Source organism: Gemmatimonadota bacterium (genome assembly GCA_026387915.1).
GTDB lineage: Bacteria > Gemmatimonadota > Gemmatimonadetes > Gemmatimonadales > Gemmatimonadaceae > Fen-1231.
In genome coordinates, this window is record JAPLKS010000007.1 from 76236 (window position 1) to 88531 (window position 12296).

Annotated in this window: 8 protein-coding genes and 1 tRNA gene; 6 read left to right on the forward strand and 3 right to left on the reverse strand. The window is 63.8% G+C overall.

Annotated elements, in window-relative coordinates:
• Positions 1-107: 107 nt before the first annotated feature.
• The 3 genes from NTZ43_02790 (at position 108) to NTZ43_02800 (ending at position 5544) form a co-directional block, all read left to right on the forward strand.
• Positions 108-2885 (forward strand): TonB-dependent receptor, encoded by a 2778-nt coding sequence (locus NTZ43_02790; protein MCX5766139.1) that lies wholly within the window; start codon positions 108-110, stop codon positions 2883-2885.
• Between the two features lie 145 nt (positions 2886-3030).
• Positions 3031-4773: a hypothetical protein gene (locus NTZ43_02795; protein ID MCX5766140.1), complete on the forward strand. Its 1743-nt coding sequence runs from the start codon at positions 3031-3033 to the stop codon at positions 4771-4773.
• An 87-nt stretch (positions 4774-4860) separates the two neighbouring features.
• The gene (locus tag NTZ43_02800) at positions 4861-5544 is read left to right on the forward strand and encodes a hypothetical protein (protein MCX5766141.1); all 684 of its coding nucleotides are present in this window, start codon (positions 4861-4863) and stop codon (positions 5542-5544) included.
• An 89-nt stretch (positions 5545-5633) separates the two neighbouring features.
• Here the strand turns inward: NTZ43_02800 and NTZ43_02805 are convergent, their stop codons facing one another.
• From NTZ43_02805 to NTZ43_02815, 3 genes are all read right to left on the reverse strand, one after another.
• Positions 5634-6671 carry an inorganic phosphate transporter gene (locus NTZ43_02805; GenBank protein ID MCX5766142.1) on the reverse strand — a complete coding sequence of 346 codons (1038 nt, stop codon included), beginning with the start codon at positions 6669-6671 and terminating at the stop codon, positions 5634-5636.
• A 9-nt stretch (positions 6672-6680) separates the two neighbouring features.
• A complete protein-coding gene (locus tag NTZ43_02810; GenBank protein MCX5766143.1) occupies positions 6681-7292 on the reverse strand; it encodes a DUF47 family protein in 612 nt (203 codons plus the stop codon).
• 116 nt (positions 7293-7408) lie between these two features.
• Complete coding sequence (locus NTZ43_02815) at positions 7409-8212, reverse strand: rhomboid family intramembrane serine protease (protein ID MCX5766144.1); 804 nt, start codon at positions 8210-8212, stop codon at positions 7409-7411.
• 212 nt (positions 8213-8424) lie between these two features.
• Between NTZ43_02815 and dnaK the strand changes: the two genes are divergently transcribed.
• From dnaK to NTZ43_02830, 3 genes are all read left to right on the forward strand, one after another.
• Positions 8425-10359: a molecular chaperone DnaK gene (gene dnaK / locus NTZ43_02820; protein MCX5766145.1), complete on the forward strand. Its 1935-nt coding sequence runs from the start codon at positions 8425-8427 to the stop codon at positions 10357-10359.
• Between the two features lie 137 nt (positions 10360-10496).
• Entirely contained in the window at positions 10497-12059 is a 1563-nt protein-coding gene (locus NTZ43_02825) for a trypsin-like peptidase domain-containing protein (protein ID MCX5766146.1), read from the forward strand.
• Between the two features lie 82 nt (positions 12060-12141).
• A tRNA-Leu gene (locus NTZ43_02830) sits at positions 12142-12225 on the forward strand.
• Positions 12226-12296: the final 71 nt, after the last annotated feature.

Here is a 12296-nt window from a genome sequence, read left to right on the forward strand (position 1 = left end):
CTGTTACGTCGCCGTTGCACGTCCGACACATCGCTGTCGCAAAGCGATGAGAAACTTCTGCGTTGCCAGCGCGCGCGGTGTTCGCGCCGCTCCTACTGGAGAACTCTATGACTCGTCGCACGATCCTCGGCGTCCTGCTTCTTCTTGCAGTCGTGTCGCACCGCTCGGCCGCGCAGGCGCTTCCCAGCGGCCGCATTACTGGCCGCGTCATCGACGCGGCCACGGGGCATGCGCTACACGATGTGGTCGTTCAAGTGGTCGGCACGACGCTCGGAGGGGCCACCAACGTCGACGGGCGGTATCGCCTGCAAGGGGTCGTGCCGGGCACGGTGACGCTGTATTTCCGCCGCATCGGCTATGCCGCAAAGACGGTCACGGGGCTTATGCTCGCGCCCGGCTCGAACCTCGAGCAGGATGTCGCGCTTCCGCCCGCGTCGGCGGCACTGGCCGAAATCGTCGTCACGGCGAGCGCCGAACGCGGCACCATCAATGAAGCGGTGGACCAGCAGCGCACGGCCACCGGCGTCGTGAACTCCATCACCGCGGAGCAGATTGCCAAGAGCCCAGACGGCAACGCCGCGCAGGCCGTCCAGCGCGTGAGTGGCGTGACGGTGACGGACGGCCGTTACATCGCCGTGCGCGGACTTGGCGAACGCTACACGACGAGTTCCCTGAACGGCGCGCGCGTCCCGAGCCCGGAACCGGAAAAGCGCATGGTGCCGCTCGATCTCTTCCCCGCCGGACTCGTGCAGTCCATCACGACCTCCAAGACCTTCACGCCGGACCAGCAGGGCGACTTTTCCGGTGCGCAGGTGGACATCAAGACGCGCGAATTTCCGGCGCGGCGTAGCTGGTCACTGAACCTCGGCAGCGGTTACGAATCCGACGCGACGGGCGCCAGCATTCTCAGCCCAGGCACGAGCGGTGGCGAAGGCATGGCGATGGTGAACCATGGGCGTGACTTGCCGTCGCTCGTGGAGTCGGTGGGCAATTTCGCGGGGCGCACACTGTCGCAGGGCGACAAGAACCTGCTCGTGAGTCAGTTCCGCAACTCGTGGATGCCGAAGGCCGCGACCGGCGCGCCGCTCGTCAACGGGTCGTTTTCGTTCGGTGGCAACGACCCGTTGCTGTTCGGCCACCGTCTCGGATATCTGCTTTCGGCGACGATCAGCTCGTCGACGGACAGGAAGAACAACCAGGTGCGCGCGCTCGCCGACCGCGGCCCCGTGCGCGGCGAAACGATCGAACTCGACAAGTTCACCGGGGAGAGCGCACAGCAGAGCGTGTTATGGGGAGGACTTGCGAACCTGAGCACGATGATCGGCAACGGCTCGCGCCTTTCCATTAATACTTTATACAACCGCACGGCCGACAACACCGCGCGCATCGAAACCGGCTACCTGAGCGCCAACGACAACCGCGCCAAGATTACGCGCATGCAATACGTAGAGCGTGCGGTGCATTCCCTGCAGCTGGCCGGCGACCATCAGTTCGGCGACCGGCATCACGTCGAGTGGGCAGGCACGGTGAGCGGCGTGCGCCGCTCCGAGCCGGACAAGTCGGAGTTCGTGCAGGTGATCGAGCGGGACACACCGGCCGGCCCGGACGTGCTGCGCTGGTTCGGCAGCGGCAACGGCGGCGCGGTCCGCACGTTCTCGGACCTCGCGGAAAACAGCCGGGAGTTCAGCGCCAAGTACGCCCTGTCGTTCGGCGACGCCGGTCGCCAGTCGACGGTGAAGATCGGCACGCTGCTCCGGTCGACGGACCGCAGCGCCGACAATCGCGCCTTCAATATCAATGGCCGCGGGCTGTCGAACGCCACGCGCGAACTCGCGCCCGAACAACTGTTTGACGGTCGCTTCACGCAGGCGACCTCGGCGGTGTTCGACATCGGCCCGCTGTCACAGGGCGGTGCGTACGATGCCCACGACCAACTGTCGGCGACGTTCGCGATGGCCGAGGTGCCGGTCGGCACGCGGCTCCGCGTGATCGGCGGGGCGCGCTACGAACTCGACCACCTTGGCGTGAACGCGACGTCGACGCTCGGCCGCTCGGTGAGCACACGAAAAGTCTGGGCCGACGTGCTGCCGTCCCTCGCGGTGAACTACAAGCTCACCGAGACGCAGCAGCTGCGCCTGGCCGCGTCGCGCACGCTGGCGCGCCCCGAGTACCGTGAGCTGTCGCCGATCATCAGCCGCGACGTGGTGGGCGGCGACGATCTGCAGGGTGACGAAAACCTCAAGCGCACCAACGTCACGAACGTGGACGTGCGATGGGAATGGTATCCGAACGCCGGCGAGTTGATCAGCATCGCGGTCTTCGGGAAGCAGTTCACAAACCCTATCGAACGCGTCTATCGCGCGTCGTCGAGCGCGCGTCAGGTGCTGTACGCGAACGCCGAACGCGCCGACAACTTTGGCGTGGAACTCGAAGCGCGGAAGGATCTCGGCTTCCTCGGCCGCCCATTGGCGCCGTTCGCTGTATTCAGCAACGTCACCGTGATGTCGAGCCAGATTCACCTCTCGGCGGCCGCGGGCGCGAGCCTCACGAACTTGAGCCGCCGCATGGTGGGGCAAGCTCCCTATGTGATCAATGGCGGGTTGACATACACCAGTAACCGCGGCTCGTCGACGGCCACCCTGCTGTTCAACCGGGTGGGCGAACGCATCGACGTGGCCGGAGAGTCTCCGTTGCCTGATGTGGTGATCAAGCCGCGCAACGTCATGGATCTCTCGCTCCGCCTCGGCGTCACCGCCGCGGTGACGATTCGCGCGGACGTGCGCAATCTGCTTGACGCGCCCTACGAGACCATGCAGGGAACGGTAACGCGCGAGCGGTATCTGGCGGGCCGCACCATTCAGGCGGGCGTGCAGTTCCGGCCGTAGCACCCGAGGTCGTGACGGTGTCGTGACGGTGACGACACCGGACGAATACACTTGGGCATTTGTTTTGAGGGCGGAGCGGCGCTGGTGCGCCGCTCCGCCCTGTTTCATACGACACCCACCGCATCCATCACACCGAGGTTTTCGCATGTCCGTGTCCCGTCGAGCGCTGACAACCGCGTTGGCATTCATTTCGTTCGTCGCCGCGTGCAGCAGCGACAAGACTACCGCTCCATCGGCGCCGAACCCAGTGCTCGGCGCGTCCGCGTCGGCCAAGAGCGCCAGTTCGGTGCAGGTGACGTTCGCCAGCGTCGCCGGTGATGTGAGCTACGATCTCGAGCGCGCCGAGGGCGCGACGGGCACGTTTGCCGCGGTCACGAACATCGCCGCGCCGGCCACCGCCGGTGTGGTGAACTACACCGACGCGAACCTCAAGGTGAGCACGTTGTACAGGTACCGCCTGTATGCGAACAAGAACAGTCTAAAGAGCATCGCGTCGGGCGAGTTCACGGCGACGACGCTGGCGTTCGGCAACGCCGCCGCGACGATCAACACCGACATCACGGCGAACCGCACGCTCTACGCCGACACCGCCTACACGCTGCAGGGCTTCATCCACGTGGCCAACGGCGCCACGCTGACCATCCAGCCCGGCACGACGATCAAGGGCGACTTCAACACGGTGGGCTCGTCGCTCTTCGTGCTGCGCGGCGCCAAGATTCAGGCCGTGGGCACGGCGGACGCTCCGATTGTCTTCACGTCGTCGCGCGCCGCCGGCCAGCGTCAGCCCGGTGACTGGGGCGGCCTGCTGATCATCGGCAACGCCATCGACAACCGTAGCGGTGTCGTGAACATCGAAGGCACCGGCACAGACGGCGCGACGGTCGCCGGCGGCAAGAACTACTTCGTTCAGTACAACGGCGGCACGGTCGCCACCGACAACTCCGGCACATTGCAGTACGTGCGCGTCGAGTTTGGCGGCTACGCGACGCTGATCGATCAGGAGTTCAACGCCTTCACGTTCGCGGCGGTGGGTTCGGGCACGCGCGTGTCGTACACGGAAGCGATGGCCGGCCTCGATGACTCGTACGAGTTCTTCGGCGGCGGCTTCGATATCGACCACATCGTCGCCTACGAAACGGCAGACGACATGTTCGACATGTCCGAAGGCTGGTCGGGGCGCATGCAGTTTCTGATCGGCTACAACTCGGTGCAGCTGACGCCGCGCACCGGCGCGGGCTTCTATTCGGTGGACATTGAAGGCATCGAAAATGACGGCTGCAACGGCACCGGTTGCGACCTCGGCTTCAACACCGCGCCGTTCACCATTCCGCTGGTCGCCAACTTCACGATGATCGGCTGCGGCGATTTGGCCTGCTCCGGCACGGGCGGCGGCTACGGCCTGATGCTCCGCCGCGGCACGGGCGGCTTCTACGTGAACGGCGTCGTCTCTCGCTGGGCGCGCGCCGGTATCTCACTGCGTGACAGCCTCACGTACGTGCGCGCCGGTTCCGCGGCGACCCCGGATCTCGCCACGACGGATCTCGCCGTGCGCAATATTCTCTTCTCCGAAGTGCCCAGTGTCTTCCAAGCGTCGTCGGCCACGCAGAACGCGTTCGACCTCGCGGGCAACAGCCTCGTGAACAGCTCGGCGCTGACCGCGTCGCTGTTCACTCTGATCCCGGCCACCGGCGTGGCACCGACCAGCCCGTCCTCGTTCGACTTCTCTCCGGCTGCCAACTCGCCGATCGCGACGGGCGGCATGGCAACATTCACCGGTAAGATCCTGACGAAGGCCGGCTCGTTCGTCGTACCGACCGCGTACATGGGCGCCGTGGCTCCCGGCGGAACAAAGTGGTGGCAGGGTTGGACGGCGTACACCCGCAACTAGTAGGCGCTAGCTTTGGGAAGCGGCCAGCGTCCTCGCGGGCGCTGGCCGCTTCCGCACCCTCCCCACTCCGCCCCACTCCGCCCCAGCATGCTCCGTTGCAACGTTCGACCGATCCTCTGCCTCGTCACGGCCGCCCTCCTCTCCGGATGCGCTGCCCCCGCGGACCGCAGCGCCGCGCGTGGATTGCTGCCGGCTGCGGATTCGGCGCGCCGAGACTCCATCGCCCGCGCCCAGCAGGATTCTCTCAACCGCACCATGCCCGGCTACGTCGTGGACTCGATACTCCCCGTGGCAGAGCAGGTGCGCCGGTTCGCAGCGCAGCTTCGCGAGGCGCCGGTCGCTGAACTGCAGGGGGCAAGCCAGTCGCGCGACGCCCTCGTGAAGCGCTTCGTTCAGGCCGTGGTGGCCGCCGATTCCGCCGACCTGCTCGCGATGGCGCTCACCGCGCGCGAGTTCATTGACCTCGTCTATCCCGAATCACCCGCCACGCACCCGCCATACCAACAGGATCCGGCACTGGTGTGGCGCACGATTCAGAACCCGAGCGTCTCCGGATTCAAGCGGCTCGTGCGCCGGGCCGGCGGCATTCGCATGACGCTGGCCGATTACGCCTGTGATCCCGCAGCGCAGCAAGGGAAGAACCGCCTGTGGGCCAATTGCCGGCTTCGGCTGGTCGGCGCCACAGGCGACACCACGACGCACCGATTCTTCGGCACGATTCTCGAACGGAACGGCCGCTTCAAGATCATCTCGTTCAAGAACGAGTTCTGACCGACCGAACACATTCCGGAAGCACGAGGGGGCCGCCGGAAATCCGGCGGCCCCCTCGATGTGTTCGATCGTGCGCGTCGACCCCGACTCTATGATCCCGGCAACGCCGCCGACAGCAGCAGGAATGCGATGGCTGCGATCATCCCGGCCATCGGAATAGTGAGCACCCACGCCCACAGGATGCGCCGCGCCAGTCCCCAGCGCACGCCGGACAGCCGGTTCGTCGCACCGACGCCGACGATCGCACCGGTAATCGTGTGCGTGGTGCTGACCGGAATTCCAAAGTGCGACGCAGCAAAGATCACAATCGCCCCACCCGTCTCCGCGCAGAACCCACCCACCGGCCGCAGCCGCGTGATGCGCGAGCCCATCGTGTGCACAATGCGCCATCCACCGAACAGCGTGCCGAGCGAAATACAGGTATAGGCCGCGAGCTTCACCCATACGGGAATCGCGTCGAAGGTCTCGACGAACAGATAGCGCCCCCAGCCGGTCTCGTTGCGAAACGTTTCTTTTGACGCGACGAGCAACCCGACGATAATCCCCATCGTCTTTTGCGCGTCGTTCGTGCCGTGGGCCAGCGAGAGCCACGCCGAGGAGATCAACTGCCCCGGACGGAACAGCTTATCGATGCGGCGTGGCGTCACCTTCTGGAACAGGTTGAACACCAGCGCCATCAGCGCAAACCCAATGAGCATCCCGAACAGCGGCGAAAGCGCGATCGCGGAGAGCGTCTCGATCCACTTCCGCCCCCACAGCAATCCGCTGATGCCGGCTTTGGCCACCGCTGCGCCCGAAAACCCACCGATGAGCGCGTGCGACGAACTCGACGGAATGCCGAAATACCAGGTAAACAAATTCCAGACAATCGCGCCCAGCAGACCGGCAAAGATCACGTTCGGCGTGACGATCGACTGCGCCACGAATCCACCGCTCACGGCCTTGGCCACCGCCGAGCTGCCGAAGAACACCGCCGCGAAGTTGAACGTCGCCGCCCACAGCACCGCCGCAAACGGCGAGAGCACGCGCGTGCCCACGATGGTGGCAATGGAGTTAGCCGAATCGTGAAAGCCGTTGATGAAGTCAAAGGCAAACGCGAACAGGATGATGATCACAACGTACGTCATCCGCGACGCTCAGCTGTTCTTGAGGGCAATGCTCTCGAGCACGTTCAACACGTCGTCCGCTTCGTCAATCGCGTGCTCAATATTGTCGTACAGTTCCTTCCACTTGATCACCTCAAGCGCGTCCGGCTTGCCCTCAAACAGCGCGCCGACCGCTGCCGAGTAGATGGCATCCGCTTCTTCCTCAAGCTTTTTCACGTCGCGCCCAATGAGCGCGACCTTGTGCGAATCTCGAACTGATGTCACCGCCTGAGCGATGGCCTCGGTGGCCTGCAGCAAAACGCGGGTGAGTTCCTTCGCCGGTTCCTTGCGGTCGGCGAGGTGGAACATCTGCGCGCGACGTGCCGTGCCGTCCATGAGATCCACCACGTTGTCGAGGCGCGACGCCAGGAGATGGATGTCCTCGCGATCGAGCGGCGTCACGAAGCTCCGGTCGATGCGGTTCATAATCTCGTGCGTGATTTCGTCCGCTTGGTGTTCGAGCTCTTTGATTTGCGCCGCATAGTGATCGAGGCGCGTGGGCTCCGTGAAGAGCGCATTGAGCAGGGCAGCCGAGCGGGTCATCAGCACCGCTAAGCCGTCGAACATTTCAAAAAAGCCTTCGTCTTTCGGAATGAGACGCACGGGGTCCAGTCTCCGGAGAAAGCGCCAGCCGTTACAACCGTGAGAGGGAAAGCTACCGCGCCGTTACAATTGGACGCAAACAGAACTCTGCCTTTCTTGGGTATGTAACGAGACCGTTACACAGCGCCTGGGTGCCTTAGATCTCCCGAGCCCGCCGGCCCGAATCGCAAAGCATCGAGCGCGCGCCTCCGGCCCATCAGTACCGGATCCTCGAACAGCTTCACGAGGACCACCCCAGCAACAAACCCGCCAACGTGCGCCCAGACAGCCACCCCGCCGGCCACTTCGGGATTGGCACGCAGCACTTCCGGCAAGCCGGTTACTACCTGCATCCCAAACCACCAGAGCAGCACCGCCCACGCCGGTAGCGGAATCACTTTCCAGAAAATGATGAAAATGAACAGCATCCGCACGCGCACACGCGGAAAGAGCATGAGGTATGCCCCCATCACGCCGGAGATCGCGCCGCTCGCTCCCACCGTCGGCACCGGAGAGGCAGGCCCCACCAGCACGTGCGCAGCGGCCGCAGCAAGCCCGCACACGAGGTAGAACAGCAGAAACCGTCCGCGCCCCATCACATCCTCAATGTTGTTGCCAAACACCCAGAAAAAGAGCGCGTTGCCGAGGATGTGCCCCCAACTCCCATGCAGAAAGAGGGAGATCACCGGCGTCAGCCAGTTGATCCGGTCGTGGTCCACAACGCACACGAGGTCATTCCCCATCGGCACCGCTAGGCCGAGCGCGGCCTGCCCCGAGAGCTCCCCAGGCACCATCCCGAGGTTACAGACGCTCGTCACCAGCGCGCGGTCGTCAAAGCCCGCGCCCTGCACAAACACCCAGACCGCAAACATCCCCGCGAGGATGAAAATGGTCATCCACGGTGTGCGAAGCGTTGGATTATCGTCGGAGAGCGGGATCACGCGCGGCTCGGCGGGGGTGAACTGTCGTTTTGGCGCACCGCAACTGCTTCAAAATCAAGGAGTTTGCGTCATCTTGGCTGAATTTACTGGCCTTGTCCTTGCTCTTTCAACTGGCAAGCGGCGGCCCGGTCTTCGGTCCGGCGCCGTCCGTCGCAGAACCGCACTGGGCTCCGCGACCCAGAAACTCTCAAAAAGTTACTCCCGAGGATCTCATGGCAGACAAAGTTATCGGCATTGACTTGGGCACCACCAACTCGGTGGTCGCCGTCATGGAAGGAGGCGACCCGGTCGTCATTCCGAACGCGGAAGGCGGACGGACCACGCCGTCGGTGGTGGGATTCAGCAAGGACGGCGAGCGCCTCGTGGGGCAGATCGCTAAGCGTCAGGCGGTCACTAATCCGCAGAACACCGTCTTCTCCATCAAGCGCTTCATGGGGCGCAAGATGCCGGAGATCACGGAAGAACTGAAGCGCGTCCCGTACGCCGTAAAGAGCGGCACCAACGACGTCGCCTCCGTCGAGGTGCAGGGCAAGCGTTACACGCCGCCCGAAATCTCGGCGATGATTCTCCAAAAAATGAAGCAGACCGCCGAAGACTACCTCGGCCACCCGGTGACCAAGGCGGTCGTGACGGTGCCGGCCTACTTCAACGACTCGCAGCGCCAGGCCACCAAGGACGCGGGCAAGATCGCGGGCCTCGAAGTGCTGCGCATTGTCAACGAACCGACGGCCGCCGCACTCGCGTACGGCCTCGACAAGCAAGGGAAGAAGGACGAGAAAGTTGCCGTGTTCGATCTCGGCGGCGGCACGTACGACATCTCCGTGCTCGATTTCTACGAAGTGGACGGCACCAAGCAGTTCGAGGTGAAGTCCACCAACGGCGACACGCACCTCGGCGGCGACGACTTTGACCAGAAGGTGATTGACTGGCTCGTGGCCGAGTTCCGCAAGGATCAGGCGATTGACCTCTCCAAGGACCCGATGGCGCTCCAGCGCCTCAAGGAAGCCGCGGAAAAGGCGAAGATCGAACTGTCGGGCACGATGAGCACGGATATCAATCTTCCGTTCATCACGGCCGATCAGTCGGGCCCGAAGCACCTCAACTACCAGCTCACACGCGCCAAGTTCGAACAGCTCGTGGACGACCTCGTACAGCGTACGCTCGAGCCCATGAAGAAGGCGCTCGCCGACGCCGGCATGCAGCCGTCAGAAGTGGACGAAGTGCTCCTCGTGGGTGGCTCGACGCGTATTCCGAAGGTGCAGGAAGTGGTGAAGGCGTTCTTCGGCAAGGAGCCGAACAAGGGCGTGAACCCGGATGAAGTCGTAGCCGTGGGCGCGGCCATTCAGGGCGCGGTTCTCACGGGCGAGCAGAAGGACGTGCTGCTTCTCGACGTGAGCCCGCTCTCGCTCGGCATTGAGACGCTCGGCGGCGTGACCACCGTGCTCATTCCGCGCAACACGACGATCCCCACCAAGAAGTCGGAGACGTTCAGCACCGCCGACGACAACCAGACGACGGTGGTAATTCACGTGCTGCAGGGCGAACGCGAACTGGCCGTGTATAACAAGACGATTGGTAAATTTCAGCTGACGGGGATTCCGCCGGCTCCGCGCGGTTTGCCGCAGGTTGAGGTCACGTTTGACATTGACGCCAACGGCATTCTGCACGTGACGGCCAAGGACAAGGCCACGAACAAGGAACAGAAAATCAAGATCGAAGCGTCGAGCGGCTTGAGCGACGCCGAAATTGACAAGATGGTGAAGGACGCCGAAGTGAACGCCTCCGAGGACAAGCGGAAGCGCGAGGAGATTGACACGCGGAACCGCCTCGACACTCTGGCGTATCAAGTGGAGAAGGAGTCGAAGGAATGGGCCGACAAGGTGCCGGCCGAACTCAAGACCCGTCTCGACGCTGCGGTGGAACGTGCGCGACGCGCCCACAAGGGCGACGACATGAACGAGATCAAGGGCGCGCTCGAAGAACTGAACGCGTCCTTCCAGGCTGCTGGGACGGCGGTGTATGCGGCGCAGGCCGCGCAGCCGTCGGCTGAAGCCGGCACGGAGGCGGGAGCGGCAGGTGCCGCCGACGCGAAGAAGGAAGAAGTGGTCGAAGCCGACTACGAGATCGTGGACGAACCCAAGAAGTAGCCCCGTCCGCACCTCTCGGCCGCCGACAGTAGATTTGACTGTCGGCGGCCGCGTGCGAACTGGCAACCGTTTTTTCAGCAGGCGTGACTAAGCCGTACAGGAAGCAGCATTCACACCGCAGAACCGGATTCAACCGCATGAGCCTCAAAATGACCAAGCCAAAATTTGCCGCCATTGCGGCGATCGCCTTCATCTCCGGCGTCGCCTTTGCGTCGTCCATGGATTGGACGAAAATCCTTTCGGCCCAGAGCAAATCGAACGGGTCGAAGCCGCTGTCCGCCGCCGTGCAGACGCTGGCCGATCAGGGGAACGCATTCGTAGCGATCGCCGAGCATGTGACGCCGGCGGTGGTGTCGATTACCGCGCAGCGCGATCCGCGCCCGGCCGACGCGCGCCGTCAGCGGCAGGTGCCGCCTGGGATGCAGGGCTTTGAAGAACTGTTCCAGGACCCGCGCCAACAGGGCCCGCAGGAATCGTCGGGCACAGGTTTCATTGTGACCGGCGAGGGCTACATCCTCACCAACAACCACGTGGTGGAAGGCGCCGATCGCGTGAAGGTGGCGCTCTCCGACCGCCGCACGTTCACGGCCAAGATCATTGGCCGCGATCCGCAGACGGATGTGGCCGTGCTCAAAATCGAAGGCAAGGATCTCCCGACGATCTCGCTCGGCGACGACGCCAAAGTACGCGTCGGCGAATGGGCCGTGGCCGTGGGCAATCCGCTCGGGCTCGACTTTACGGTGACGGCGGGCATCATCAGCGCGAAGGGGCGTTCGTATGAACTCGCGCAGCTCAATCAGAATCTGTACGCCATTCAGGATTTCATTCAGACGGACGCGGCGATCAACCCCGGCAACTCGGGCGGGCCGCTCGTGAACATTCGCGGCGAAGTGATTGGCATCAATAGCGCCATTGCGAGCCCGACGGGCACATACGCCGGCTACGGCTTTGCGATTCCGATTACGCTCGCCAAGACGGTGATGGATGACATCATCACGCACGGCCGCGTGCGCCGCGCCATTATGGGCGCGACGATCGGCGAAGTGAGTGCGGAAGATGCCGCGGTCAATAAACTGCCGAGCATTTCTGGCGTGAAGATCGGCAGCTTCAGCCCGGCCGATGGTCCGGCTGAGAAGGCGGGGCTCGAGAGTGGCGACATTGTGCTCAAGGCCGACGGCAAGCCGATTGATCGGGTGAGCACGTTGCAGCGCGTGATTCGCTCGCACCAGCCGGGTGAGACGGTGCAACTCGAAGGGGTGCGCTACGGCGACAAGAAGTCGTTCAAGGTGAAACTCATGGAAGCGCCGAGCGACGATAAGGCCGTGGTGGCGGCGGCCCGTCCCACGGAGAACCCGGAAGCTGCCGCGACCGCGACCGCCAAGAAGCTCGGCTTTAGCGTGGAAGCGCTGACGGCGACGACGCTCAAGGCCAACAAGCTGAAGGACTCGCAGACCGGCGTGATCGTGAAGGAAGTCGAGCGCAATGCGCCCGCGTTCCAGAAGCTTTTTGTGAGCGACATTATTACCGAGGTGACCTTCCCCGAGAAGGCGCGTGGCCAGGTGCGCAACGCGGCCGACCTGATGAAGGCGCTCGGTGGCTTGAAGGACGGCGATTTTGTGGGACTCAAGGTGATGTTCCCCGACAGCCGGAACCCTGGGGAGCTGGCGACGCGGGTCGTGAACCTACGGGTCGGCAACTGACCCACGGCTGAAGGGCTTGAGCGCCCGCAGTCGATTCGACTGCGGGCGCTCTTTTGTTTTATCTTTCGGGGGTAGGTGTAGCGCGAGAGTGGCGGAACTGGCAGACGCGCAGGACTTAGGATCCTGTGGGGTAACACCCGTCCGGGTTCGACTCCCGGCTTTCGCATGGATTTCGGATTACCGGGGCGTAGCTTGGTTCCGCCCCCCCATCTATATAGATTTCACCCCAGACAGACC

Bases quoted from the DNA above. Each gene is read 5' to 3' on its own strand.
- NTZ43_02790 (MCX5766139.1), top strand. From the start codon at position 108: ATGACTCGTCGCACGATCCTCGGCGTCCTGCTTCTTCTTGCAGTCGTG.
- NTZ43_02795 (MCX5766140.1), top strand. From the start codon at position 3,031: ATGTCCGTGTCCCGTCGAGCGCTGACAACCGCGTTGGCATTCATTTCG.
- NTZ43_02800 (MCX5766141.1), top strand. From the start codon at position 4,861: ATGCTCCGTTGCAACGTTCGACCGATCCTCTGCCTCGTCACGGCCGCC.
- NTZ43_02805 (MCX5766142.1), bottom strand. From the start codon at position 6,671: ATGACGTACGTTGTGATCATCATCCTGTTCGCGTTTGCCTTTGACTTC.
- dnaK (MCX5766145.1), top strand. From the start codon at position 8,425: ATGGCAGACAAAGTTATCGGCATTGACTTGGGCACCACCAACTCGGTG.
- NTZ43_02825 (MCX5766146.1), top strand. From the start codon at position 10,497: ATGAGCCTCAAAATGACCAAGCCAAAATTTGCCGCCATTGCGGCGATC.